We start from the raw sequence: 24,213 nt of genomic DNA on the forward strand, positions 1-24,213 counted from the left end.
CTTATGCCAGCGTCATAAACAGACCGGCAATGGTGGCTGCCATCAGGTTGGACAGGATACCTGCCGCCAGCGCTTTCAGACCCAGAGTCGCGATTTCAGAGCGACGCTCAGGTACCAGGCCGCCGATACCGGCGATGGCGATAGCGACAGTACCGAAGTTGGCGAAACCACACAGGGCGAAGGACAGAATCACCTGAGTACGCTCAGACATGGGCTGACCAGTGGCTTCGACAATCGCCTCTCCGGACAGGTAAGGAGCCAGGTTGATATAGGCGAAGAATTCGTTGATGACGATCTTCTGACCGATAAATGAGCCTGCCAGCATAGCTTCATCCCAGCTGACCCCCATCAACCATGCGATTGGAGCGAACAGATAGCCCAGAATCATCTGCATACTCAGGCTTTCAATGCCAAACCAGCTACCAATACCGCCCAGCATACCGTTCATCAAGGCAACCAGGCTGACGAAGGAGAACAGCATAGCGCCAACCGCCAATGCCAGTGACAAGCCACTCATGGTACCGGCTGTCGCTGCATCGATAACGTTCTTTGGCTTATCCTCTTCAACCACTTCCAGCTCTTCGTCAGACACGGTTTCAGTCTGAGGGATCAGCAACTTGGCAAACAGCAATCCGCCCGGAGCCGCCATAAAGGAAGCCGCCAGCAGATATTCCATCTTGATACCCAGCTGGGCATAACCGGCCAGCATGGTACCTGCGATGGACGCCAGGCCACCACACATCACGGCGAACAGCTCGGCGCGGGTCATCTTTGGCATATAAGGTTTGATCAGCAGTGGCGCTTCGGTTACGCCCACAAAGATATTGGCACTGGCAGACATGGATTCCGCCTTACTGGTTTTCAGCAGCTTTTGCAGTGCGCCACCAACCCAGTTCACCACCAGCTGCATTATGCCCAAGTGGTAAAGCACGGCAGATACAGCAGAGAAAAACACAATAATTGGCAGTACCTTGAAGGCGATAACGAAACCACCTGGCCCAAACAGCTCATACATCTTATCGCTGACCAGGCCACCGAACATAAAGGACATACCTTCATTGCTGTAACCAATCACAGTGGATACGGCACCGGCCATGGAGTAAATCACCGACTGACCGAAGGACGAGTACATCACAAAGGCACCCAAAGTCAGCTGCAGCAGGAAAGCGACACCCACAGTGCGGTAATTAATGGCTTTACGGTTTTCAGAAGCGAAATAGGCAATCGCGAGCAGGGTTACAATACCCAGAATACTAACTAAGATTTGCATTTTATATATCTGTCGTTAATAAAAGAGACGAGTTAAACCCCGGACTCTGAAATTAATACTGAGTCCGACATTATATTTATTGGAACAGTTGTTTTTAATTAATTTGAATGAGGATATTTATATACCCTGAAATTAATTACTGAGCCTTGATTAATTCATCAATAACATTCAACACAAAGTGCTGACAATCAATTGCAGTTTGTGGCTCAAAGTCCTGACCATGTTGGTCTGTGTTGGACAACACCCGAATACTGACGAACGGGATCTTGTATGCTTCAGCTACCATTGCTGCTGCGGAGGTTTCCATCTCTTCAATGGCTGTATTAAAGTTCTCATGGAACCAGTTAATGCGGTCAACCTCGCGGTTCCACTCATCACCGGTACCAATCACACCTTCCACTACCTGCCCCTTGTCATAGCGTGATGCCAAAGACATGGTCAGCTTAACCAGCTCAGGGTCAGCTTTGAAATGGTTGTGTTTAACCACTTCGCCGTTTTCACGCAGGTACATGGTCATATCAAAGTTCTGCCATTGGGTCGGGTGCATACCCTGACCTTTTTCAGTGAACTCAGTCTTATAGGAACCCATGTTAAAGCTGCTGGTGCCCACAACAATATCACCTCGGAACAGCTTGGGGTCGTGACCACCGGCAGTCCCCTGGTTGATAACAAACTTTGGCTTGTAATGCTCAATACCTAAAGTGGTTGAAGCTGCAGCGTTGGCCAGACCGATTTCGGTGCGGGAAACCACTACTGGATAGCCCTTGATTTGACCTTCCCAGAAAGTCCATGACCCAAACGTTTTGACTCTTACGTCAGACAGGGCTTCAACAAGAGTTTCAATTTCTACGTCCATCGCACCCTGAACAAGAATAGGATTCAGTGAGGCAGTTTGATCATGATTTTGCATATGGATTAATTCAAAGCTGAAAGTGCGCGAATATTAACAACAGTCAATCTTTGGAACAATGAAACAAAGCGTAAGCGCAATGTTATAAATATTCTGATTATTCTTTTTGGATATTTGAATAAAATTGGTAGGCAAAAACGTTAGACATTGTTTCTCAACGACTTTAGTTTTCACTTATTTAAACGGTCAGAAGAAGTAAATTTACAACGAGTTTATTCCGGAACACTGTATTCAGGATACCGTGCTATTGGGAGGACACCAATGTACAGGCTTTAAGCAATTTACATGGTCACTGATAACCTTTCAGCTCAGACCGCGCTATATCAAGACACTACTCCTATGGATATGAGTTCTATGGAGATGAGTTCTATGGAGATGAGTTCTATGGATATCAGCTCATTTCAGAGACTCTGGCCCTTGATTACGCTCAGGTCCGGACGTACAACCTGAATTTCCCAGCTGCGCTTTACCGCCGTCAAAGCTTCAACATACTCAAATGATAACTCCCAATGCACCCGATATTGCGCAAACCAACGCCGACTGGTCGGGGTTTTATCTGTCGGGATAGTGAACTCAAACTCCAACCAGGTGCTTTCCCGCTGGCAATAAGCATTGACCTCGATATCCTGCTGCCACAGGGTTTGGTAACTGGCAATCTTGTTGTCGTTCTCTCGCCGCAGGCAGCTTAATTGAACTCTGCTGACCCGGTTAAACTCAGGCTTGTCGATCTCGACTCTGGCTTTTATCGCCAGGCCAAGTTCACATCTGTCTGTCGGCAGCACCAGCACACTCTTACCCAGCCTGCGATACTTGTTGTCATGGTACTTACCGATAATCAGCAGTAGGAGACCCATTGCCAGAAAGGGCGAGGAGAGCAGAAACAGGCCGATACTCCAGTTATCTGTCAGTTGGATTAGCAGAGCAGCAAAACACAGGACGCCAGCGGCTATGTACAACCCTTTGGCAGTTGTACGCTCTTTGCTGTAAATCCGCTGCTGAGACATCACCTTTCCCTGGCTGTTTTCTTTCACAAAGCAGGCATTGTGCGATTAACAGTCAAATATATCAACACCTTACAAATGACATTCACTTTAATCGCCCAGGTTTTATTTACGCCGTTTAATCTGAAACATGACGCTATTACTGAATAAAACGAGCACTCACAGCTCAATATTACAAACTGGAGTTCGCTATTGTTTTTAAGAGAAGGTTTTTGTTAGGTTGAAAATACTCTACGCAACACGGCATTGGTGTTTTATTTATTTTGCTGTGGCTTGTTTATTTCTGCACTGAGTTATCTGTAATAACCGAATAGCTGTATCGGACATGTTTTTTAGGAAAAACTATGAATATCAAGAATAAAAAGCAGCATTTCATCACAGGTTCAGTTGGATTGGCCACGGTTGCAATCCTGCACATGGCCATCACTGCCATGACAGGCTCTGCAAATATCTTTATGTGGTTTCCCCTGTATACGACATTTTTGACCTTTATGCTGATTGGCGCACCGACCCGCAAAGGTAGTTGGCAATAACCTTAGCTGGATGATGAAAGCAGGACAGTTAGATAATCAGGGGGAAGCGTTGGACAACTCATCAGAAAAATTTTTACCACTCTGGGTCTGGCTTGTAGCCTTGATTCAAGTGGCGCTGGTCCTCTTCTTTTCTGCTGGAACCGCCATGAGTCCGGCCGATTTCATTCCGGGCGCAACTGAGCTGGACTATGTGACGCAACTTTATATCACCCGTAATATCGCCATGGCACTGGGCATAGTGCTGGCTCTGGCACTCAAGTCACGCCGTGCATTACTGCTCATTCTGGCGGTAAGGCTGATCACGGATATCTCAGACGTGATAAGTGTTTATTCACTCAATGTGGAAGCCATTAAATCCAGCGTCCCTATGGTCGTTGTCCTGCTGATCATACCGGCAGCTCTGGCCGTGACCTATCTATGGCGACACAGAGACTGAGGCAGCAGTCAACCTGCGGCCTCACTGTTTAAGGTTGGGTTTGAGCAGGTAAGAACTCACGGCCCAATGCCGGCGAAATACAGGGCAAGACCTGATATTGGTATCCTATTTCGCTGTCAGTGTCATAATTCTGCTGGTCGGTGATCAGCAGAATCTCATAGTCATTCAGCTCTACTACTTTGGTACCCGGTGGATGTTGGCAACGGGACTTACCGTCCGCCTCGTAATCAAACACAAACCAGGCCAGTAACTGTTTTTGTCTCAGGTAAAATTGATCGGCCCGGGATACCATGACTTCCAGCTCCTCTTTACCTTCAGCAATTTTATCCAGCGCGACCTGCAGTTCCTCTGCAGACAGTTCCTGCTGTTTAAGCTGCTCCTCTTGCTCAATCGCCTCGGTTAACTCAGTCGTAAACTGAGCATAATAGTCAGCATCGACTCCCTCATTACCGGCAATACCTGTCATATGGCCAAACAACCACAACTGGATAAACAACACCCAACTCCACGCATAACGTACCAGTGCGGTGGTAAATACATACCTGTAATGAGGCGGATGCCACAGGCCGTGCATCCCAAACAGCTTAAGTAGCAGTAGCAGGAACAGATAGAAAGGCATCAACAATTGCCAAAACAGCAAGGCCACCAGCGAGGTGATAAAAAACCACACTGGCATATTCAGCAGCAGGGCAAAATTATGACTGTAGGGCAAAGCCCCAGCGCTGACCCCTGTCACCTCATTCACCAGCCCGGATGCACTACCCAGGGCAAAATTGGCAACCACAGCATAAAACAGCAGGATTAAGGCTCGCCCCTGCAGGCTGTCCCAAACCTTAAGAAACTTAGGCCAGAACTCAACGGTAATACCCGCCAGCGCCAGCAGTCCCAGGAATTGAAAACTATAGCTTTCAACATCGCCACTGGTCATATACAAAATCACCACCGCCCCTACGGAAGCAACCAGGTAGCAGTGCTGAGAAAAGGTCAGTGAGTTCCACAGTGACTTCAGGCCACTGGTGGCACTGGCTTTGCCTCCTTCGGCGGAGGTTTTAAGCTGGCCAAAGGTGACCAACAACCAATTTTTTATCCTGACCAACAGGGCCTTAATCTTGTTGATAAATTCCATTGGAATTAAAACGGACATCCATATTCATTTAGGTGACACAAGCTTAACCTGTTTCCGCCTTCAAGCTCAAAAAAACGCCAAACAGTTCACAGTTTTGTATTTCAGTCCAGTCAGATATGTCCGCTGAAACCCAGTCAATTGTCACCTCAGGGGCATGATCCAACCAAATGAGTGTGAGTGATTACACACCTGAGCGGCCCCGCAGAAATCAAGCTTAGAAATGACGGACTCAAGCTGACCTATGGCCATGATTCGCCGAAAGATGACAGTACTTTTAATTTCCGATGACAGAGGGATGAAGATTGTCATCTGGCTGTCATATTCGAGCAATCTGACTGTCACATAACTGCCCTAAATTTGCCGCTGCCTGGTACATCAACCATCACAGGCCAAATTCAATAAACGAGGGTAGTAACTTGAAAACCAAGATGTTTGCTTTGCTGGCTCTAACCAGCGCCATGACCGCAGGTACCGCTGTAGCAAGCGAGACTATTTCTGTATCCGGTTCCACCTCTGTCACCGAAGTGATGGAAGTTCTGGCTGAGACCTATCAGCAGAGCAACAAGAACACCTTTATTGAAGTTCAGGGCACAGGCTCTTCTGCCGGTGTGAAAGCCGCCAAAAATGGCACCAGTATGCTGGGTATGGCTTCCCGCTCGCTGAAAGACTCTGAAAAAGAACCTGAATTGAAAGAGACCACTATCGCCCGTGACGGCATTGCAGTGGTAGTAAACGGCAAAAACCCGGTGGCAGACCTGACCAAAGATCAAATTGCAGCTATCTACCGCGGCGAGATCACCAACTGGTCTCAGGTAGGTGGCGAGAGTAAGCCTGTGGTTGTAGTGACCCGGGATACCGCTTCCGGTACCCGTGGCGCCTTCGAAGACATTATGAAGCTGAAGCGTAAAGTGAACGGCATCTCTGTATCTGCCATCTCTCAGCGCGCTCAGGTAGGTAATGGTAACGGCGTGGTAAAAACCATTGTCGCCAACAACCCATTCGCCATCGGCTATATCTCTCTGGGCTCAGTAGACAACTCAGTGAAAGCGCTGAAAGTAGACGGTAAAGCTGCTTCTGTTGCTGCAGTTCAGTCCGGTGACTATCAGGTTGCCCGTCCATTCCTGGTACTGCACAAAGATGCCAACACGTCAGATGCGGCACGCAAGTTCCTGGACTGGGTAGTCTCTGCAGAAGGCCAGAAAGTGGTAGCAGACAAAGGTTATATCTCAGTTCTGTAATCACTGAATCCAATAAAACCAAAATCACGATTGACGCGCTGTACCGGGCCGGCGTAACAACCGGCCCAATGACCATAGCCGCCAGAACGTACTGAGCGACTATCGGGAGAAGATGTAATGCAATCAGCATCCATAGACACCACTGTTGTGCCAGCAACTGGCACTATCCTTCCCCAAAGCGGCCGCCGCCGTGACTGGAAGGAGCAGTTTTTCAAAATCCTGTTTCTGCTTGCAGCAATCATAGGCGTCCTGTCTCTGGCAGTGATCGCTTACTTTATTTTTCAGGAGAGCCTGCCCGCCTTCGCCGAAGCAGGTGTAACGGGCATAGTGACGGGCACAGAGTGGTTACCACCTGCCCTGTACGGCATCCTGCCCATGATTGTCGCCTCACTGGCGTCCACCATAGGTGCAGTGGCTATCGGTGTTCCTGTCGCCCTGCTCACCGCAATTTTTATCGCCGAAGTCGCCCCCAGGTGGCTGGCCAACATTATCCGTCCTGCGGTTGAGCTGCTGGCAGGTATCCCTTCTGTGGTTTATGGCTTCTTCGGCCTGATCATTATCGTTCCCATGATCCAGGAATGGTTCAATGTGCCCGCAGGTAACACTGTGCTGGCGGGAATGCTGGTGCTGGCGGTGATGATTCTGCCCACTGTAATTGCGGTATCAGAAACCTCGCTGCGTGCGGTTCCCAAGACCTACAAAGAGGGCTCGCTGGCACTGGGTGCTTCGCCCATGTTTACCATTTTCAAACTGCTGGTACCGGCTGCGCGCTCAGGCATTCTTACCGGCGTGATTCTGGGTATTGCCCGCGCGCTGGGTGAAACCATGGCGATCATCATGGTAATGGGTAATGCCCCTGCTATGCCTGGCAGCATTCTGGAGCCAGCCCGTACCCTGACTGCCAACATTGCCCTGGAGATGTCCTATGCCTCCGGCGTGCACGCCAGCGCCCTGTATGCCACAGGCATAGTTCTGCTGGTATTTATCATGATGCTCAACGGTACTTTGCTGTACCTGAACCGCGAAAAGGCCAAGTAAGAGGCACACTTCTATGTCATACACTCTGACCCGCGCCCGTAAAATCCAGGACACAGCTGCCAAAGCCCTGATCTGGCTTGGCGCCAGCCTGACCGTTGGCTTCCTGCTGTGGATCCTTTGGTACATCCTCAGCAATGGCCTGGCTCATGTGAACTGGGAATTTATCAGCTCTGACTACACCAGTATTGGTGAAGCCTCAGGTATCTGGCCCATGATTGTCTCCACCATCTACATGGTGCTGGCATCCATAGGCGTTGCTGCACCGATAGGCATTATGACCGCCATCTACCTGACCGAATATGCCAAACCCGGTAGTAAGTTGGTTAAGGTCATACGTTTCTGTACCGAGTCTCTGGCGGGTATTCCTTCCATTATTTTCGGTCTGTTCGGTCTGACCTTCTTTGTTGGCGTATTGGGACTGGGCTTCTCGGTACTGTCCGGCGCACTGACCCTGAGTATTCTGATCCTGCCTGTGATTATCCGCACCACGGAAGAAGCCCTGATGGCTGTACCACAGAGCTACCGTGAAGGCTCCTATGGCCTGGGCGCACCCAAGATTTACACCATTACCCGATTGATCCTGCCAAGCGCCATGCCGGGCATAGTGACCTCAATCGTACTGAGCATTGGCCGCATTATCGGCGAGTCCGCCCCGGTATTTTTGACCGCAGGTATGGTGGCACGTATTCCGGAGAGCCTGATGGATTCAGGCCGTACCCTGACGGTACACCTCTACAAATTAACCCAGGAACTGTACACGATTCATGAGTGGAATCAGGCCTATGCAACGGCCACTGTACTTATCGTGGTGGTCTTGGTCATCAATACCATTACCAAGCTGATCGCCAGCCGCTTCAACAAGGCAACTTACTGATCCTGAGAACCAGATGATGAACAAAATTAGTATTAAAGACCTGAACCTGTATTACGGCAATGGCGCCAACCACGCACTGCACGGCATCAACCTGGATATTCCTGCCCGTCAGGTGACTGCACTTATCGGTCCCTCAGGTTGTGGCAAATCCACCCTGCTGCGCTGCCTGAACCGTATGAACGACCTGATTGAAGGCGTAAAAATTGATGGTCTGGTGACCCTGGATGAGCAGGATATCTACCAGAATGTGGATGTGGCCTCGCTGCGTATCAAGGTAGGCATGGTGTTCCAGAAGGCCAACCCTTTCCCCATGTCTATCTATGACAATATCGCCTACGGTCTGCGTGCCCAGGGCGTGACTGACAAGAAAACCCTGAACGAGGTGGTGGAGCGCTCACTGCGCAGTGCAGCCCTGTGGGATGAAGTAAAAGATCGCCTCAAGTCACCGGCCTTTGGCCTGTCCGGTGGTCAGCAGCAGCGCTTGTGTATTGCCCGCACCATCGCTATGGAGCCGGACGTGATCCTGATGGATGAGCCGACTTCGGCACTGGACCCTATCGCCACCAAAAAGATTGAAGATCTGATCCAGACCCTGAAGCAGAAATACACCATAGTTATCGTGACCCACTCTATGCAGCAGGCCCGTCGTATCTCTGACCGCACCGCCTTCTTCCTGATGGGGGATCTGGTGGAGCACAACAACACAGACATTCTGTTCAGCACCCCGGCAGATGACCGCACCCGTGGTTATGTAAATGGTGACTTTGGTTAACCAGGTCAGGCGCGATCAGCGCTAAATCAACTACCCCATGCGTCGAACAGGGACGTTTGCGCAACCTGATACTATTACCCATCTAGGCTGGCATCATCTGGTGCCAGTTTTGTTTCAGGCCAAAGGCATACAACAAACCTATTATCAGGCAGATGACCGAGCTCACCATCCAGAAGGTATTTGAGTTGGCCGCCAGTGCCGGATGCTCCATCAGCCAGGGCAGAACCAGACCCGCAAGGGCCCTGAGTAAAAACACACCCGCGATACCAATCAGGATTAGACGTCTCAGTGGTAAGGCAGGAATCACGCCCGCACCCGACCAGGCATAAGCGCCCCAAATCGCCAGCACCAAAGCAATGCCGGCGGTCATGATCGCTGGGTAAGCCTCTCCCGCTTCCGCCATTTTCGCCATCCCTTCACCGGCACCGAAAAAACGATACCAATCCGGGCCACCGATAATGATGGCGATATGCGCCAGCGAGGCGACAAAAGTTGCGATACCAGCCCAGAACAACAAGTTTTTCATTTCCACTCACCCATCCCCAGTTTAGCCCTGTCTGTTTTTTCATCCATAGTGGCCCGAGTCAAGTGGTAACTCACACCAAGAAACTAGTAATAAAGTCGTAGTTACGTGCGATTCTGAGTCGATCCCCGCAATAACTCAAATTTACATCGATTTTCGCTGTAAATTTGTAGGGTTACAAAGTGTCATCTAAGCTTTAGTTTGAGTCTGAGCAGCAGGAGTTGCCCCTGAAAATGCCTGAAAGTCACCAATACAAAGCAAAACAACCCGGCTTTACCCTGATAGAGCTGGTTGTGGTGATTATTATCCTCGGCATTCTGGCGGTCACGGCAGCTCCCAAGTTTATTAATCTGCAAAAAGACGCCAAAGTCAGCGCACTTGAGGGAGCCAAAGGAGCCTTCGACAGCACCAATAAGTTGGTTTACAGCAAAGCGCTGCTTCAGGGGCAGGAAAGTGTCGATGCCTCAACAGCCAATATCGACCTGGACAATAACGGGACGGCCGATGTCATCGGCTATTACGGCCTGATTAAGTTTGTTATCTCAGCCAGAGAGTATTCCAGTCTGGGCAATGAAATTACCATTTCCAAACACTATGGCGGCTCGGGACCCGGCTTGCCATGGTTTATCATCTATTTTGCCGACAACAAACCATCTGCATCCTATGACTGTCATATTGAGGTCTACTACCCCACGGCTCCCGGTGGCACTGTCACCTACCAGCTAAAGGATGATGATTGCTGACGCAAACCTCCACTTTCAGGGCTGTGACTCAGTAAAAGGGGGTTGGGTCTATTTCGAGAGTGCAGGGTGACACACCACGGTTGATGTTCAGCTCTGTTCGACCGACATCCACATACTTCACATCTACAAACTTCTTGTGTTTCATTGAATAAAAGCATTTCACAACCGGGTGCAGCGCATCACGCCCCTCAAGATCCCAGACGATACCCAAACGACCATCGGACAGCTCCACCAAAGAGCCGACAGGATAAACGCCGATACAGCGGATAAATTGATAGACCAGCTTCTGATCAAGGTGGAAGGGGGTGAGTTTAAGCAGAATTTTGCACGCCTCTGCCGGGCTCATGGCTTCCTTATAACAACGGTTGGCAGTGAGTGCATCATAGATATCACAGATGCAGCTCATGCGCCCATGAAGCGGGATCTCATCCCCTTTCAGACCTTTGGGATAGCCTTTACCATCCAGCTTTTCATGGTGCATAAAGCTGACATCTTTACTGATTTGCGAAAGGCCGGTAAGGCCATCGAGCAGGGTGATGGCATGCACCTGATGCATCTTCATCTCCTCAAACTCTTCCGGCGTCAGTTTGCCGGGTTTGTTGAGAATATCGTTGTCGACCCGGGTCTTACCCACATCATGCAGGATCCCACCAATCGACAGATCTCTGAGCATCTCTTTATCCAGATTAAGATAGCGGCCGAAGGTCACCAGCAGGAAGGAAACATTGACTGAGTGTTCAAGCAGATAAGCATCTTTGTTGCGCAGGGCCGAGACACATTTCAATGCATCCGAGTCCTGCATGACCGACTCAATCATCTTGTCGGCCAGCTCTGCGAAAGGCTCAGCATCCACCTCTTTACCATCAAAGACTTCACTGAGGACTTTACGAATAAGGTTTTTGGCTTCACCCAGTAACTTTTTCGCCTTCTGTTGCCTGAGATCGCGATTCCCGGCTTTAACTTCTTTTTGCTCTGCAGGCGCCTCTTTCTCTTCCGTAGCCAGGGCACGGCTGGGATCAATCCATACATAGTCGATACCGCTTTTTTTCAGCTTCTGTATCGCCTCTTCTGATTTAATCAGACCGGCTGCAGCCACTTTCAACTTGCCACTGTCTTCCAGTTGAGCGACAAACATACCCACCTTAAGCTCAGTTACAGGTAGTTTTACCAGGGTTGAAGACAGCGCGGTCTCAGCCATTCATTCACTCCAGATTCCATATCTGACATTGATGCTGACGGCTGCTTTTCTATCTATCTGATTAATAGATATTTCAATCAAATACTGCCGTCAGGGTTTCATACGATAGGGCTAGTCCCCTATGACTCAAATACTCATAAAGTATAGACGCCTGCAGCAGTTTGACCGGATTTCCCTCCGCTATTTTTCGTTAAGGACGATGGCAGCTTATCTTGTGCTGCAGCCATCTGCGGTACTGGCAGTTGAAGCAGGAAATCTGAATGTCATCCACCCACTCATCTTCATCATCAGGCTCAAAGAAGGTACAAACAGCCGCCGCCTGCCGGGCAGCGCCGGACTCCTGCGCCGAGAAGAGTGAAAGCTTGAGTCCACCATCAATTTCAAACCAGTTATTCATATCAATATGCCTTGAGTTGAGAGCGACTGGCGTTCCGCCATACACCGGATTCCTGAGCCACCAACAAGGCGAATTTACCCTGATGCACTACGGCTTTTACCTTGCCACACAGCTGCACCGATTCAGTTGCCGCCAAAGATTCACCACTGGTATTCACTACCAGATCCAGGCCACTTTGAGACAGAATGTCCTCTACAGTCAGGGTGACACTGATCTCTTCGGTTTGACCCAGCTTTATCTGTCCCTTAACCCGGCCATCACGCCCCTCCAGCCTGAGCCCCAAACCAGCCAGCGCCCCGATAACACCCTGCCCGGTTCCACCGTGTTCAGTCAGGGAAATACCCAGCGCCTGTGCCAGAACGTAGGCCTGACCCTTGGTTTTAACCTCCTGCTTGGCTTGTCGCCCAAAGGCAATCAGGTCATTGCCGCCCCGAAAATTCGCCAGATTTAAAATCCCAAGCCCGGGATCCGCTGCCGGGGCTGAAACACTAATCAGATGCTCTGCGGCCAGGCGCTGAATATCATCAACACTCGCGGGCCCTGAGTAGGCAAAACACATGGCAGAGTTATGGGAGGTATAGGGAATATCCGGGTGCACATATAACTGATGACGGCTGACCAAACCGGCCTTCCCTTGAAAGCGTGCAACCAGCAGTTCACCTATTTCACCCGCTATCTCGCCTGTTCCCTTGGTGCCGATATCGTCAGTATCATCAATGCAGATAAGGTACTGGTTTTCCAGAGTTTGATTCATTGTTGTTTTACTCTTTGATATTCATCTTCAACAGGTCATGGGCCTGTAATCGTTTCGCCAACGCAAAGGCCAGTGCGGCACCCAGCAGCCCGAAACCTGTCCCCTGTGCCACACTGATAGCAAATTTGATCAGCGTTACTTCTATCGCCATCCCAGCAAGCATATTGGTCAACCAGACCTTACCGGCCCAGGCTATCGCAGCGCTGACTACCAACACGCAAAAGCGCCACTTCAAAGGCCAGGCCATCACCAATAACAGCGCCACATCCATAGCCAGTGCAGGCAAAGCAAACTTAAGCAGAATCATGGGGCCACCTTTACCCACACCCAGCGCCATAGCCACCAGTCCGGCCAGCGTGCCGCACAGGGTGATGCTGCCCAGACGTCCCACCACGCCGTAGCAGGTGAGGTACATAAAGCTCATCAGCAACATGGTGTGGCCTGAGATACCCAGCTTAAGCCGCAACATACCTTTGAGTGCCACCAGCAGTGTGGCGCAAAGCCCAATAAACAATGCGTCCTGCAGACTGAATTCAAATCGTTTTGTCATAAATCCTCTGGCGCTTGCCAATGTGTAGGTTTGGGGTGGGTGCCGAAGTGTCGGCTTTTGGCAGCCAGCGCCTGTTGGCGCGACAACTTCATCAGTTCAATTAACAGCGGGAACAAAAGGCAGGGACCAAGCTCCAACCAGTTTTTGGGATTACGCAGTGCCCGTTTGGTAATAGGCGCCCCCCGCAGACATTGCAGGCGGTAGATCTCCATCGCTTCCCGTTGAATATGGGGCAGTAAGCTCAGGGTAGCCGCCAGCACAAAAGCCCACTTGGAAGGCAATACCCGCGCCAGAGAGCTTCCAAGTTGTTCAGGGGCAAACCGGGCAGACAGCCACCACCCCGGGATAAGCGCCAGCAGCAGCCGGAATACCACCAGAGCCGCCTGGGGCAAGCTCTGCCAGCCATACAGCAAAAGGTAGAAAAGAGATGTCATCAGCAGCTGCAGGGCGAACACCACCAGAATGCCTTTGAGGCTTCCCAAACGGCTGCCCTGTATCAGCATCGGCAGATTAGCCAGCGCCAATAAAGGAAGAGCGGTATCCGACAGCAGGAAAGCACACGCACTCATCACAGTAACTAACATGATCGCTGTGCCACACCACTGTCCCGGTTGGCGTTCCACCACTGAAATCTTACGTCTGGCCCACATGTTCAACCTCCAGGCGCTGATTACGAATATGCCAGTTTTGAGTTTGTGCCAGCGCCATCGGCCTGTGAGTGGCGATAATCAAAGTACATCCCCTGGCCCTGAGCTGCTGCAGCAGGTTCACCACCAACTGACTGTAACCACTGTCCAGGCCCGCAAAGGGGTCATCCAGCAGGAAAACCTTGGGCTCAAGACATACCAGAGAGGCCAGTGCAATCAGATGCTGCTGACCATAGGAGAGCCTGTGGGGGGAGTGCTGAGCCAGCCCGGCTATCTGCAAGCTGTTCATTACCCGGGTCGCTCTCTCTTGCGGCAGCCCATAACGTTTCAGGCTGTAACTCAGCTCTGCCTCTACCGTCATCTCAAACAGCTGTCGGTTTGGCCTTTGCATCAGGTAACAGAGGTTATAGCCAAAGGTTCCGAGTTCAGGGGTCTTGCCCATAACAGAGACTGGCAGCCCGGCGGCATCGCCACAGCCGGCCAGCATGGACAGCAACGAGGACTTGCCACAACCATTGGTGCCACACAGGAGCACCAATTCGCCTGCGTTAACCTCAAGAGCAGGGGACTCGAACAAAGCCTCTCCCTGAGAGTGTTGCAGGCTAAATCCGGGAGATGTCAGACGTACCTCAGCATTGGGGCTTTGAAAAAAAACTGTAGAGGGTATAAAGCAGGGCTGAGGCTCAGCCTGTGGAGCTATCTCTGAGGCTGTGAGCCTCCCGCCTTTCAGCGCCCAGTAATGGTCGATCAAACCTGCAAAGGCATCAGCGTGGTGCTCGACCAGTAACAGCGCCATCCCCTCGGCCTTGAGTTTCATCAGCAGCGCGGTGAGGGACCTTACTCCCTCATCATCCAGCTGTGCCCATGGCTCATCCAGCATCAAAATCCCGGGCTCACTGACAAGCTGGGCTGCGATCATCAGGCGATATTTCTGTCCCAGCGACAAAGTAGCGACCTGAGTGCTGAAGGGCAGGTCCAGTCCCACTCTTTGCAAAGCCCGTCGAACTTTCACCGGCATTTGCGATGGTTCGATGCCAAGATTTTCCAGTGAAAACGCCACTTCAGCGCCTATGGTGCGGCGCAAGAGTTGAGTATGGGGATCCTGTAATACCAGAGCGCGGGTCACACCGGGTTGAAGGCTAATCCGGCCCCGACACAAAACACCGCCCAGCCCCGCGGCTAACAGCAACAGAGTAGACTTACCGGCGCCTGTGGCTCCGCTGATGCAATGGCACTCGCCGGCGTGCAGCGACAGGCTGATACCGGAAAGCAGTGCCGGCTCACCGTCTTTATGGGCACAGTCAATGCTGTCCAGTGAAAGCAGAGGCGTCATTGGGCTGGGTTAGTAGGGTACAAACCCGGCATTGTCGGCATCTCCCTCCCTGTTGAGCAAGCATTGGCCGCCCAAACAACAAGCCAGATCGAATTTATCCCGGTTGGATCCCTAGTGAGCAGGTTGGAAAAGACAAATGTTCCAACTGGTTAACAGCAAACGACAAAATGTCCAATCCCCCTTACCCGGATAGTGGGATAACTCCCCCTGTAGCAGGGATACATATCACAGCCTCGGGGCCTGATAGTTGACACCTGCCCAAGCCGCCCCTTAACTTTGCCCTTTGGAAGGTCTGTCCGGGGCAAGCGCAAAGACAAGGCACTAAAGATGCCAATGCCTTACACTATCTTCCCACCTGAATTTCCACTGCACCTGAGGTGCAAAGTCACTGTTTTCGGAGTGTGATTTGCCAGCCAAGTCCCTGTCATTCGCCGTTGAGAAACTGCTGCAACAAGTGTCCGACCTGTCGGCTTCCCCTTGCCCTGAGGCTGAAACAAGCCAGACTAAGGACAAGGTGATCCAGCTGAAAGTTGAAGTGGATACGGCAATCCCGCTTATCGCCTGGTTGGCTTCTCAACAGCAGTATCCCAGAGTCTATTGGCAGGGGCGCGACAAGAAGCAGGAAGTGGCAGCAGTAGGCTGCGCCAAGGACTTTCTGTTTCAGGACAGTATTAATGATGAGCGACTGGCTGAGATTTACCAGAGCCAGAAAGCACTATCGACAGATCCCTCTATCCGTTATTACGGCGGCGTGGCCTTCGACCGCTCCATAGAGAGCTGGCCTGAATTCGGCCGGGCCCGCTTTATTCTGCCCAGAATTGAGTTGCGTCGCAGTGGCGAGTTGTTCTGCCTGATGCTGAACCTGAATTTTGCCGACAATGATGTAGCCACTGAGCTGCAACAGGCGACAGATGCCTTGAAGCAACTGATGCCTCCAAGACCTTTGGTTCCGCCATACAAGGTGGGACTTATGGCCAGGCATGACAAGCCAGCCTATCCGCGCTGGGAAGAGCTGGTGCGCCAGGTTACCGACCCTGAGTTCAACCAGACAGTGCCCAAGGTGGTGCTGTCCCGGGTGTCCCAGCTTGAAGTCAATGAAGTGATAGATCCCTGGATGGTGTTGGCTTGCTGGCAGGGACGTAACCAGAACAGTTTCCAGTTTGGCTTTCAGTTCAGCCCTGACAGAGCCTTTATCTCCTGCTCACCCGAGCGCCTGTTTCAGCGCCTGGACAGAGAGTTGCATACGGAGGCGCTGGCGGGCACCACGGTTCGCGGCCTGAACCAGGATGAAGATGAGATGTTGGCCAACCAGCTGCTGGATGACAGTAAAAACAGTCATGAGAACCAGTTGGTGCGTGAACATATCGTCGATGTATTGGGGCCATTAAGCGAAAAAGTGGATGCAGATGATGCCCCCAAGATTTTCAAGCTGACCCATATTCAGCACCTGCACCGAGATATTCGCGCCCAGTTGAACCCCGGCGTCAATGACTTCCAGCTCTTGTTGGCGCTGCACCCCACTCCGGCTGTGGGCGGCTTGCCAAGACAGGAAGCCATGCACTTTATCCGGGGACAGGAAGGGTATCTGCGGGGCTGGTATGCCGGAGCCTGTGGTTATCTGAACAAGTATGAAAGCGAGTTTTCCGTGGCGATTCGCAGCGCATTGCTGGAGCCGGGACGCATCAACCTCTATGCCGGTGCCGGGATAGTGGCGGGCTCAGACCCCAGAGCAGAATGGCAGGAGCTGGAAAACAAACTGGCCACGATTATCTCAATTCTGATAGATTTCTAACCTCCCGATTCAAAGCCAGAGTGTATTGCTCACTCTGGCAACCCAGCCCCCTATTACCCATCCGCTGTAGTGAGCCGCTTCAAAATTAATCAACTGGTCGGGCCAATACTATTGCAATCCCCCACCTTGTCCCTATAATGTGCCGCCCGGTCAGCGGTGAAATTCTGCACAATGACCGGCAAAGTCCTGTTCGGGTCCATGATCCGGAAGGCAGTAAGTCGCGGGTTCCCTCACCCCGCTCCAATGAAAAAGGTATGACAATGCTAATGCTCACTGATCAGCAGCACCAACGTGCTGTACTCCTGCTTGCCGGGTTCCACATTCTGATTATTTGCGCCAGTAACTATCTGGTTCAATTACCGTTTCAGATCTTCGGCTTTCACACTACCTGGGGTGCTTTCAGCTTCCCGTTTGTGTATCTGGCGACCGATCTGACCGTCCGTATTTTCGGACAGGAAGCCGCTCACAAGATTATTTTCCAGGCCATGTTCCCGGCTTTGGTCGTCTCCTACGTGATAGGAGCCCTGTTCCATAACGGTCAATTCCAGGGCGCAGCAGCACTGGCTGAATTTAACAGCTTTGTGTTCAGAATCGCCTTAGCCAGCTTTGCGGCATATTTGATGGGTCAGCTGATGGATATCACGGTATTTGCCCGAATCCGTCGTGAATGTGCCTGGTGGGTAGCCCCGGCAGCATCGACCCTGGTAGGTAACCTGATCGACACTCTGGTGTTTTTCAGCGTCGCCTTCTACGCCTCAAGCGATGCCTTTATGGCAGCCAATTGGCCGGAAATTGCAGCCGTGGACTATGGTTTCAAACTGATGGTGAGCCTGGGACTCTTCCTGCCAGCCTATGGTGTGTTACTCAAGGTGTTGCAGGACAGAATTCTTCAGCAATCTCCGACACAGCAATTGAACTGAGGTAACCATGTACGCCAGCCATATTGAACATATTGAACTTTGCAGCGACGAACATCTGAACACTCTGACAGGCCTGATTGAAGCCCTGCCGGAATTTGATAGCCGTCATGATCTGGATGCCCTGGTATCCCGACTGCAGGGTCAGCCACATTTAGCCTTGCTGAGCTTCGTAGAGGGCGAACTGGCAGGTTTTAAGCTGGGCTATGCGCTGGACGATACAACCTTCTACAGCTGGTTGGGCGGAGTATTACCTGAGTTCCGTAATCTGGGATTAGCCAAGTCTATGCTGGTTGCTCAGGAGAGTTGGGCCAAAACCAAGGGCTACCAGTGCATGGAAGTAAAGACCATGAACTGCTATGCGCCCATGTTGACCATGCTGGTCAGTAACGGTTATCAGGTTACCGCGCTGGCGGCCAATGATGATATCAAGCTCAACAAGATGACTCTGAGAAAGAGCCTCTAACCTCAGATCTCCTCTACAGGTGGATTGAGACAACAGCAAAAGCCAGGCATAGCCTGGCTTTTTTGTTTCACCTCACCAGAGGCTCAATAAATTGATTTATAAGCACTTATTAAATAAGTTCAAAATAAACACAATTACCGCTTGCAAACAATAATGAGAATGATTATTGTTTATTTGCGTTCCGGAGCTATTCCCTGCAAGGTTTGGTTCCTCTCATTCTTCATTGTTTGAAGAAAGCACGACAATGCTCACTCACTCGTTCGCCGGGAGTTTCTCCCGGCATTTTTTTGCCTGTTGAAAAGTGCATCTAAAAGAAAACCCCGGCCTGAGCCGGGGTTCCGCTATACAGAATGCATAGTCACTCTAGTTCGGCTTGTCACCGCCCTTTTCCGCGGTCACGGACGCAAACTGCAATCCATCATAAATGCCCACAGAAGACTCACGGGCATGACGGTACAAACCTATGGTAAACAGAGTACCTTTGCCGACAGTTGAGTCCACTTCAATAGTGCCACCGATACGTTTGATAATGCCGTAACTCAGAGACAGGCCAAGTCCGGTACCATCCTTGCGCGTCGTGTAGAAGGGGTCGAAAATACGGCTCAGTAACTCAGGCGGGATCCCCTGACCTTCATCTTCCACCTCAATTTGCACACCCAACAGCTCATCTTGCGGATCATCGTTACGATACCAGTTACGACTGCGGATCCAGATCTGGCCTTTTCCTTCCATTGCGTGAGCGGCGTTGATCACCAGATTGATCAGCACCTGCAGCAATTGAGGCTGATTCACCTCCACCGAACAGTTGGCTTCCAACTGGGTGTTGAGTACCACCTCCTGCTGCTTGATGGAGTGACGCACCAGTACCATCATCTCTTCGATGATAGGTGTCAGCTCATGCATCTCCAACGGCGCGTTAAACTCGCCCGGACGACTGTACTGCAGCAAACTGCGGATAATGGTGCTGATACGCCCCACCTGCTGAATAATCAGTTCGATCTCTTCAGAGACGGTTTCCGCCCCTTCTCCCAACTCATACTTGAGCAACTCCATATTGCCCAGAATGACAGCGGTTGGGTTATTGATCTCATGGGCGATACCCGCGGTGAGTTCACCCAAAGCGGTAAGCTTCTCGTTAACCACCATCTGCTGCCGGGTTTCATTCAACAGACGCACGTTTTGCTGCAACTCTCTGGTCTTTTGCTGCAGACTGCGGGTGCGCTCCTCAACCTTCATCTCCAGCTGCTCGGCGGCCGCCTGAATCTGGGTATTACGCTGTTGCAGCAGATCCAACATAAGGTCGAACTGCGCCGCCAGGTTGGACAGTTCATTTTCCCGCTCCAGCCCCAATGGGCCAATCCGCACATTACGTCCCGCCTGCACCGCGTTGACCACGTGATGAATGCGCTCAATCGGCTGCAGCAAACTGTAGGCACCGCGATAAACCAACAAGCCGGAGACAAACAGCACCAACATCAGAATGGTGCCCAGCTCAATAATATTCAGCAGATAGTTGTGGACGAACGGAGATTCAGAGAAGCCGGTATAAATCATGCCGATACGTTGATTGCGGATATCGGTCAGAGGTGCATAGGCGGAAATAAACCAGTCGTCGAACACAAATGCCCGGTTAACCCAATTTTTCCCCTCCTGCAGGACAGTAGAGCGCACCTCTTCAGATACCAGACTGCCCAGCGCCCGGCCACGCTCTTCGCCCTGGCGGGGGAAAAAGTGCAATGGCACGTTGGTACTGATACGGACATTATCGAGGAAGATGGTCACTGTGCCGATGGAACGCTCCGGCAAAGTCCCCTTTTCGTAAACCAGATCCCGTATGGTATCGACTATCTTGGTATTACGGTTAAACAGTATGCCGCCGTCCAGATACCAGAACACATCACCGTCAGCATTGGGCACTGGCAACAGGGTGCGGCTCAGCAAACCATTGGTTTCATATCTTTTGCTAGGCATTTCTGCCTTTTGGGTGGGTACCAACTCGATACGGGCCTGCTCGGCAAGTTTCGGGCTCAGGCGCGCCAGACGCTGCTCATTGAGCACCATCAGGCCTGAATAGGGATTACCCTCACTGGTGTAAGCCAGCATCAGACGCAGATCAGGGTCCGCCTGGGCATCCGCTACACTCACCAGGCGTAAGAAGTCGAGATTCAGTTCCTTGCGCTGGATTTCCAAATCTTCAGCTATGGTCGCCAGCCGGCTTTCATCATCGCGACACAGGCTGTTGAACTCCTCCTGGAAACTGAAGGACTCCTCAACACCTTCCAAAGCCTGTTGCTGTTGCTTTTGGGTCGCCTTAAGCATGCTGTTGGCAACGGCTAAATCGGCCTTTACCTTCATAAACAGCTGGGTGCCTGTGTAACTGATATTCCAGTAGATGGTGATAAATACCAGGCTGACCAAAGTCAGCAGGATAGGTAGCAAGGTCAGGATCAGAATGCGATATCTGACCTTGGCTTTCATCTGTTGATAGCTGACGCCAAAAAACTTTTGGAAGATCCCCACCCGTTACTCTCCGTCCACGCTCTCGCCGTCGAACCACTCTTTATATTTGCGGTCCAGAGTCTTGCGGGAAACACCAAGATCACGGGCTGCGGCCGACTTGTTACCACCATGGGCGTCTACCACCTTCATCACATGACTCTTTTCCACTTCCTTCAATGGCCACTCCAGAGGGTAACCGCCTTCGGCAACCACTTCCTGGCGGACAGGTTGCTTCCAGTACTCTGCAGGAGGCTTACCCAGCAGAATGCAGCGCTCAATCATATTGCGCAGCTCACGGATATTGCCGGGCCAGTCATACTGCTGCAGTTTTTGCAGATCTTCATGACTCCAAACCACCTCCCGCACGCCCAGCTCTGAAGAAAGCTGCAGAGTGAAGTAGTGGGTCAGCTCAACGATATCTTCCGCTCTGTCACGCAAAGGTGGAATAGTGATATCCAGCACGTTGAGGCGATAGTAGAGATCCTGACGGAAGTTACCCGCTTCGACCTCTTCAGCCAGATTACGGTTGGATGCCGCCACCACACGCACATCAATGGCCACCTCTTTCTCACCGCCCACAGGGCGTATGGCACGTTGCTCCAACACCCGCAACAAGGCGGTTTGCATCTTCAGCGGCATTTCGCCGATCTCATCCAGGAAGATGGTACCGCCGGAGGCAAAGCTGAACAGGCCTTCACGACTGCCCTTGGCACCGGTAAAAGCACCGGCCGTATGGCCAAAGAGTTCGCTTTCCAGCAATTCAGGCGCAATGGCACCACAGTTCACCGGTACAAAAGGTCCCTGGCGGCCACTGAGCTGATGCAGCTGACGGGCCACCAGCTCTTTACCTGTGCCCGACTCGCCCTGGATAAGCACGACGGCATTGGTTGGCGCAACCCGCTCAATCACCCGCTTCACTTCCATCATAGGTTCACTGTTACCGATAATGGTGCTGGCGTAGCCGATAGCCACATCACGGCGAAGCATCAGGTTTTCACGCTTGAGCAGACGGCGTTCAATACAACGATCAACCGCCTTCATCATCTGCTCCAGATGGAAAGGTTTCATGATGAAGTCCGAGGCGCCTGCGCGCAGTGCGGCGATGGCCACTTCAATGTCGGCATAACCTGTCATAAAGATGATATCGGAACGGCGTTCCTGATCATCCAGCGCTTCATGCCATTCAATACCACTGCGGCCAGGCAGACGAATATCCACTATCAAGAGGTCGAAATGGCAACGACTGCGCAATTGCTCAGCTTCTTCAACGCTGGATGCGGTCTCTACCAGGGCAAATTTCTTGGACAGGGCCTTGCTCAGGAAGCTGCGCATGCCGGGCTCATCGTCGACAATCAACACAGAAACAGCAGAAGGCAAAGGCTTTATCAGGTTTTCACTCGGACTCATGGTATTGGACATTCTGACTCAATTTTCAGCTAGTCTAACACTTCCCACTCAGCCAGGGTCACTATGAACCATAGAAACTGCAGGCTGAGACAATTTGTCCGGAGAACTTTCGACAACTACGGGACACAGGTCACAGTTTCGGCCTAATTTCCTGCCGAACATGGTACTTTTCAGTTTGGCACTCAATTTGCTATTGCTCGGCCCACAAGGATTATTCCCGCTTTTTTTATTCCCAAGGAGCAAACATGTTCACTCTAAAGCGTCTTTTCAGTCTGGTTGCCACCGCAGGCCTGGCCGTTTCCATGGCAACTGTTCTGCCAGCCAAAGCCGACGATCAGGTTGTTAAGCTGGCCACCACTACAAGCACCGAAAACTCAGGTCTGCTGGGTTACCTGCTGCCAAAGTTTGAGCAGGAAACCGGTTACCAGGTACAGGTTATTGCCACAGGTACAGGTAAAGCACTGAAACTGGGCCGTCAAGGCGACGTAGATGTAGTGATGACCCACGCTCCGGCTGCTGAAGCCAAGTTTGTTGAAGAAGGTTATGGCATCCAGCCACGCGGCATCATGGAAAACGACTTTGTGGTTCTGGGCCCTAAGAATGACCCAGCCAAGATTCGTGACAGCAAGACTGCTGAAGAAGCCTTCGCCAAGATTGCCAAAACCAACCAGACCTTTATCTCCCGTGGTGACAACTCAGGTACCCATATGAAAGAGCTGGCTGTTTGGAAAAACGCCGGTATCACCCCTGACTTTAAAGGCTACACCTCTGTTGGCCAGGGCATGGGCAAGACGCTGCAGATGACCAACGAACTGCAGGGCTACACTCTGTCTGACCGTGGTACTTACGTCGCTTACAAAAACAAGGTAAACCTGGGTGTGGACTTTGACGGCGGCAAGGCGCTGGCGAATCCTTATCAAATCATTCTGATCAACCCTAAGAAATACCCTGATCTGAATCACAAAGGTGCAGAAGCCCTGAGCAATTGGTTGATCTCTAATGAAGCACAGCAGATGATCAATGGCTACCGTGTTAACGGTGAGCAATTGTTTAAGGCCACTTACGGAAAATAAATGACAGAAAGCTGGTTTTCCCTGATACAGCAGGCCTTTGGTCTGCTGTTTTCGCTTGACCCCAACACCTGGTCGATTATCGGGGTGTCGTTCAATGTGTCATTGGCAGCCCTGCTGATCACTCTTATCCCCTCGCTGATATTGGGTTTTGTATTGGCTTTTGCCCGTTTCCCGGGACGCTGGACCGTCATCAACCTGGTGCAAACACTGCAATCTATTCCCACGGTTGTTATCGGTTTGCTTGCTTATCTGCTGCTGACCCGCATGGGACCTTTGGGGGATTTGCGCTGGCTGTTTACCCAAAAAGGTATGATTCTTGGTCAGATGATGATCTGTGCCCCTGTGCTGATCGCCATGAGCCAGGCCGCCTTTACCAGTGTTGACCGCCGGGCCTGGGAAACCTCACGTACCCTGGGCGCCTCCTGGATTGCGTCAGTTTGGGTTCTTTGCCGTGAGCTGAAAGCACCGCTGCTGATGGCTATCGTGATGGCTTTCAGCCGTATCGTCACTGAAGTTGGCTGCTCTATGATGGTGGGCGGCAATATCATGTTCGTTACCCGTAACATCCCCACAGCTATCGCGCTGGAGACCAGCAAGGGCGATTTCGCCCAGGCCATCGCTCTGGGTCTGGTGTTACTTATCCTGTCACTGCTGCTGAACTTTGCCCTGGGAACACTCAGAGGCAGGTCTGAGCCAAGAAGTCACTGACGGAGGCG

25 protein-coding genes are annotated in these 24,213 nt (G+C 51.5%); 12 read left to right on the forward strand and 13 right to left on the reverse strand.

What is annotated here, in order from left to right; translation table 11 throughout:
* Position 1: 1 nt before the first annotated feature.
* The 3 genes from ACFOE0_RS12745 to ACFOE0_RS12755 all read right to left on the reverse strand — a co-directional run bounded on the left by ACFOE0_RS12745 (position 2) and on the right by ACFOE0_RS12755 (position 3,184).
* On the reverse strand, positions 2–1,270 hold the full coding sequence (locus ACFOE0_RS12745; protein WP_248936853.1) for a NupC/NupG family nucleoside CNT transporter: 1,269 nt from the start codon (positions 1,268–1,270) through the stop codon (positions 2–4).
* A gap of 136 nt (positions 1,271–1,406) precedes the next feature.
* Entirely contained in the window at positions 1,407–2,180 is a 774-nt protein-coding gene (locus ACFOE0_RS12750; RefSeq protein ID WP_248936852.1) for a 5'-methylthioadenosine/S-adenosylhomocysteine nucleosidase, read from the reverse strand.
* Between the two features lie 401 nt (positions 2,181–2,581).
* A complete protein-coding gene (locus ACFOE0_RS12755; protein WP_248936851.1) occupies positions 2,582–3,184 on the reverse strand; it encodes a hypothetical protein in 603 nt (200 codons plus the stop codon).
* A 341-nt stretch (positions 3,185–3,525) separates the two neighbouring features.
* Between ACFOE0_RS12755 and ACFOE0_RS12760 the strand changes: the two genes are divergently transcribed.
* The gene (locus ACFOE0_RS12760; RefSeq protein ID WP_248936850.1) at positions 3,526–3,714 is read left to right on the forward strand and encodes a hypothetical protein; all 189 of its coding nucleotides are present in this window, start codon (positions 3,526–3,528) and stop codon (positions 3,712–3,714) included.
* 145 nt (positions 3,715–3,859) lie between these two features.
* Positions 3,860–4,150: a hypothetical protein gene (locus ACFOE0_RS12765; RefSeq protein ID WP_248936849.1), complete on the forward strand. Its 291-nt coding sequence runs from the start codon at positions 3,860–3,862 to the stop codon at positions 4,148–4,150.
* 28 nt (positions 4,151–4,178) lie between these two features.
* Here ACFOE0_RS12765 and ACFOE0_RS12770 read toward each other — a convergent pair whose 3' ends face one another.
* The gene (locus ACFOE0_RS12770; RefSeq protein WP_248936848.1) at positions 4,179–5,294 is read right to left on the reverse strand and encodes a hypothetical protein; all 1,116 of its coding nucleotides are present in this window, start codon (positions 5,292–5,294) and stop codon (positions 4,179–4,181) included.
* A gap of 398 nt (positions 5,295–5,692) precedes the next feature.
* Between ACFOE0_RS12770 and ACFOE0_RS12775 the strand changes: the two genes are divergently transcribed.
* From ACFOE0_RS12775 to pstB, 4 genes are all read left to right on the forward strand, one after another.
* Positions 5,693–6,514 carry a phosphate ABC transporter substrate-binding protein gene (locus ACFOE0_RS12775; RefSeq protein ID WP_240317028.1) on the forward strand — a complete coding sequence of 274 codons (822 nt, stop codon included), beginning with the start codon at positions 5,693–5,695 and terminating at the stop codon, positions 6,512–6,514.
* A gap of 117 nt (positions 6,515–6,631) precedes the next feature.
* Positions 6,632–7,552, forward strand: a complete 921-nt coding sequence (gene pstC / locus ACFOE0_RS12780) for a phosphate ABC transporter permease subunit PstC (protein WP_248936847.1) — start codon at positions 6,632–6,634, stop codon at positions 7,550–7,552.
* 13 nt (positions 7,553–7,565) lie between these two features.
* On the forward strand, positions 7,566–8,426 hold the full coding sequence (gene pstA, locus ACFOE0_RS12785; protein WP_248936846.1) for a phosphate ABC transporter permease PstA: 861 nt from the start codon (positions 7,566–7,568) through the stop codon (positions 8,424–8,426).
* 16 nt (positions 8,427–8,442) lie between these two features.
* Positions 8,443–9,198 (forward strand): phosphate ABC transporter ATP-binding protein PstB, encoded by a 756-nt coding sequence (pstB, locus tag ACFOE0_RS12790; RefSeq protein WP_248937034.1) that lies wholly within the window; start codon positions 8,443–8,445, stop codon positions 9,196–9,198.
* Between the two features lie 82 nt (positions 9,199–9,280).
* Here pstB and ACFOE0_RS12795 read toward each other — a convergent pair whose 3' ends face one another.
* Complete coding sequence (locus tag ACFOE0_RS12795) at positions 9,281–9,724, reverse strand: hypothetical protein (RefSeq protein WP_248936845.1); 444 nt, start codon at positions 9,722–9,724, stop codon at positions 9,281–9,283.
* Positions 9,725–9,954: 230 nt separating this feature from the next.
* Between ACFOE0_RS12795 and ACFOE0_RS12800 the strand changes: the two genes are divergently transcribed.
* The gene (locus ACFOE0_RS12800; protein ID WP_283106501.1) at positions 9,955–10,464 is read left to right on the forward strand and encodes a type II secretion system protein; all 510 of its coding nucleotides are present in this window, start codon (positions 9,955–9,957) and stop codon (positions 10,462–10,464) included.
* Positions 10,465–10,492: 28 nt separating this feature from the next.
* On the opposite strand, the gene ACFOE0_RS12805 is transcribed toward ACFOE0_RS12800, so the two are convergent.
* The 6 genes from ACFOE0_RS12805 to ACFOE0_RS12830 all read right to left on the reverse strand — a co-directional run bounded on the left by ACFOE0_RS12805 (position 10,493) and on the right by ACFOE0_RS12830 (position 15,343).
* Positions 10,493–11,662 (reverse strand): HD-GYP domain-containing protein, encoded by a 1,170-nt coding sequence (locus ACFOE0_RS12805; RefSeq protein ID WP_248936844.1) that lies wholly within the window; start codon positions 11,660–11,662, stop codon positions 10,493–10,495.
* 190 nt (positions 11,663–11,852) lie between these two features.
* Positions 11,853–12,059 (reverse strand): hypothetical protein, encoded by a 207-nt coding sequence (locus ACFOE0_RS12810; protein WP_248936843.1) that lies wholly within the window; start codon positions 12,057–12,059, stop codon positions 11,853–11,855.
* Position 12,060: 1 nt separating this feature from the next.
* Entirely contained in the window at positions 12,061–12,813 is a 753-nt protein-coding gene (locus tag ACFOE0_RS12815) for a DNA-binding protein (RefSeq protein ID WP_248936842.1), read from the reverse strand.
* Positions 12,814–12,820: 7 nt separating this feature from the next.
* A complete protein-coding gene (locus ACFOE0_RS12820; RefSeq protein ID WP_248936841.1) occupies positions 12,821–13,363 on the reverse strand; it encodes a core component of ECF transporter in 543 nt (180 codons plus the stop codon).
* Positions 13,360–14,013 carry an energy-coupling factor transporter transmembrane component T gene (locus tag ACFOE0_RS12825; protein ID WP_248936840.1) on the reverse strand — a complete coding sequence of 218 codons (654 nt, stop codon included), beginning with the start codon at positions 14,011–14,013 and terminating at the stop codon, positions 13,360–13,362. Before ACFOE0_RS12825 ends, ACFOE0_RS12820 begins: the two co-directional genes overlap by 4 nt.
* A complete protein-coding gene (locus tag ACFOE0_RS12830) occupies positions 13,997–15,343 on the reverse strand; it encodes an ATP-binding cassette domain-containing protein (protein WP_248936839.1) in 1,347 nt (448 codons plus the stop codon). The genes ACFOE0_RS12825 and ACFOE0_RS12830 overlap by 17 nt, the downstream gene beginning before the upstream one ends.
* A gap of 406 nt (positions 15,344–15,749) precedes the next feature.
* Between ACFOE0_RS12830 and ACFOE0_RS12835 the strand changes: the two genes are divergently transcribed.
* The 3 genes from ACFOE0_RS12835 (at position 15,750) to ACFOE0_RS12845 (ending at position 18,518) form a co-directional block, all read left to right on the forward strand.
* Positions 15,750–17,135 carry an isochorismate synthase gene (locus ACFOE0_RS12835; RefSeq protein WP_380712104.1) on the forward strand — a complete coding sequence of 462 codons (1,386 nt, stop codon included), beginning with the start codon at positions 15,750–15,752 and terminating at the stop codon, positions 17,133–17,135.
* A 260-nt stretch (positions 17,136–17,395) separates the two neighbouring features.
* Positions 17,396–18,055: a 7-cyano-7-deazaguanine/7-aminomethyl-7-deazaguanine transporter gene (locus ACFOE0_RS12840; protein ID WP_248937032.1), complete on the forward strand. Its 660-nt coding sequence runs from the start codon at positions 17,396–17,398 to the stop codon at positions 18,053–18,055.
* Between the two features lie 7 nt (positions 18,056–18,062).
* On the forward strand, positions 18,063–18,518 hold the full coding sequence (locus ACFOE0_RS12845; RefSeq protein ID WP_248936838.1) for a GNAT family N-acetyltransferase: 456 nt from the start codon (positions 18,063–18,065) through the stop codon (positions 18,516–18,518).
* Positions 18,519–18,881: 363 nt separating this feature from the next.
* Here the strand turns inward: ACFOE0_RS12845 and ACFOE0_RS12850 are convergent, their stop codons facing one another.
* Both ACFOE0_RS12850 and ACFOE0_RS12855 read right to left on the reverse strand, forming a co-directional pair.
* Positions 18,882–21,038, reverse strand: a complete 2,157-nt coding sequence (locus ACFOE0_RS12850) for a sensor histidine kinase (protein ID WP_380712106.1) — start codon at positions 21,036–21,038, stop codon at positions 18,882–18,884.
* 3 nt (positions 21,039–21,041) lie between these two features.
* Entirely contained in the window at positions 21,042–22,436 is a 1,395-nt protein-coding gene (locus ACFOE0_RS12855; protein ID WP_380712108.1) for a sigma-54-dependent transcriptional regulator, read from the reverse strand.
* Between the two features lie 233 nt (positions 22,437–22,669).
* Here ACFOE0_RS12855 and ACFOE0_RS12860 point away from each other — a divergent pair, with 233 nt between their 5' ends.
* Positions 22,670–23,497 (forward strand): substrate-binding domain-containing protein, encoded by an 828-nt coding sequence (locus ACFOE0_RS12860; RefSeq protein ID WP_248936837.1) that lies wholly within the window; start codon positions 22,670–22,672, stop codon positions 23,495–23,497.
* Complete coding sequence (locus ACFOE0_RS12865) at positions 23,498–24,205, forward strand: ABC transporter permease (RefSeq protein WP_248936836.1); 708 nt, start codon at positions 23,498–23,500, stop codon at positions 24,203–24,205.
* Positions 24,206–24,213 lie beyond the last annotated feature (8 nt).

The sequence above is a fragment of the Shewanella submarina genome, assembly GCF_042646185.1.
GTDB classification, from domain to species: domain Bacteria; phylum Pseudomonadota; class Gammaproteobacteria; order Enterobacterales; family Shewanellaceae; genus Shewanella; species Shewanella corallii.

What these genes read in the sequence shown, in the direction of transcription:
- ACFOE0_RS12745 (WP_248936853.1), bottom strand. Translation starts at nt 1,270, where the DNA reads ATGCAAATCTTAGTTAGTATTCTGGGTATTGTAACCCTGCTCGCGATT.
- ACFOE0_RS12750 (WP_248936852.1), bottom strand. Translation starts at nt 2,180, where the DNA reads ATGCAAAATCATGATCAAACTGCCTCACTGAATCCTATTCTTGTTCAG.
- ACFOE0_RS12755 (WP_248936851.1), bottom strand. Translation starts at nt 3,184, where the DNA reads ATGTCTCAGCAGCGGATTTACAGCAAAGAGCGTACAACTGCCAAAGGG.
- ACFOE0_RS12760 (WP_248936850.1), top strand. Translation starts at nt 3,526, where the DNA reads ATGAATATCAAGAATAAAAAGCAGCATTTCATCACAGGTTCAGTTGGA.
- ACFOE0_RS12765 (WP_248936849.1), top strand. Translation starts at nt 3,860, where the DNA reads ATGAGTCCGGCCGATTTCATTCCGGGCGCAACTGAGCTGGACTATGTG.
- ACFOE0_RS12770 (WP_248936848.1), bottom strand. Translation starts at nt 5,294, where the DNA reads ATGTCCGTTTTAATTCCAATGGAATTTATCAACAAGATTAAGGCCCTG.
- pstC (WP_248936847.1), top strand. Translation starts at nt 6,632, where the DNA reads ATGCAATCAGCATCCATAGACACCACTGTTGTGCCAGCAACTGGCACT.
- pstA (WP_248936846.1), top strand. Translation starts at nt 7,566, where the DNA reads ATGTCATACACTCTGACCCGCGCCCGTAAAATCCAGGACACAGCTGCC.
- pstB (WP_248937034.1), top strand. Translation starts at nt 8,443, where the DNA reads ATGAACAAAATTAGTATTAAAGACCTGAACCTGTATTACGGCAATGGC.
- ACFOE0_RS12795 (WP_248936845.1), bottom strand. Translation starts at nt 9,724, where the DNA reads ATGAAAAACTTGTTGTTCTGGGCTGGTATCGCAACTTTTGTCGCCTCG.
- ACFOE0_RS12800 (WP_283106501.1), top strand. Translation starts at nt 9,955, where the DNA reads ATGCCTGAAAGTCACCAATACAAAGCAAAACAACCCGGCTTTACCCTG.
- ACFOE0_RS12805 (WP_248936844.1), bottom strand. Translation starts at nt 11,662, where the DNA reads ATGGCTGAGACCGCGCTGTCTTCAACCCTGGTAAAACTACCTGTAACT.
- ACFOE0_RS12810 (WP_248936843.1), bottom strand. Translation starts at nt 12,059, where the DNA reads ATGAATAACTGGTTTGAAATTGATGGTGGACTCAAGCTTTCACTCTTC.
- ACFOE0_RS12815 (WP_248936842.1), bottom strand. Translation starts at nt 12,813, where the DNA reads ATGAATCAAACTCTGGAAAACCAGTACCTTATCTGCATTGATGATACT.
- ACFOE0_RS12820 (WP_248936841.1), bottom strand. Translation starts at nt 13,363, where the DNA reads ATGACAAAACGATTTGAATTCAGTCTGCAGGACGCATTGTTTATTGGG.
- ACFOE0_RS12825 (WP_248936840.1), bottom strand. Translation starts at nt 14,013, where the DNA reads ATGTGGGCCAGACGTAAGATTTCAGTGGTGGAACGCCAACCGGGACAG.
- ACFOE0_RS12830 (WP_248936839.1), bottom strand. Translation starts at nt 15,343, where the DNA reads ATGACGCCTCTGCTTTCACTGGACAGCATTGACTGTGCCCATAAAGAC.
- ACFOE0_RS12840 (WP_248937032.1), top strand. Translation starts at nt 17,396, where the DNA reads ATGCTAATGCTCACTGATCAGCAGCACCAACGTGCTGTACTCCTGCTT.
- ACFOE0_RS12845 (WP_248936838.1), top strand. Translation starts at nt 18,063, where the DNA reads ATGTACGCCAGCCATATTGAACATATTGAACTTTGCAGCGACGAACAT.
- ACFOE0_RS12855 (WP_380712108.1), bottom strand. Translation starts at nt 22,436, where the DNA reads ATGTCCAATACCATGAGTCCGAGTGAAAACCTGATAAAGCCTTTGCCT.
- ACFOE0_RS12860 (WP_248936837.1), top strand. Translation starts at nt 22,670, where the DNA reads ATGTTCACTCTAAAGCGTCTTTTCAGTCTGGTTGCCACCGCAGGCCTG.
- ACFOE0_RS12865 (WP_248936836.1), top strand. Translation starts at nt 23,498, where the DNA reads ATGACAGAAAGCTGGTTTTCCCTGATACAGCAGGCCTTTGGTCTGCTG.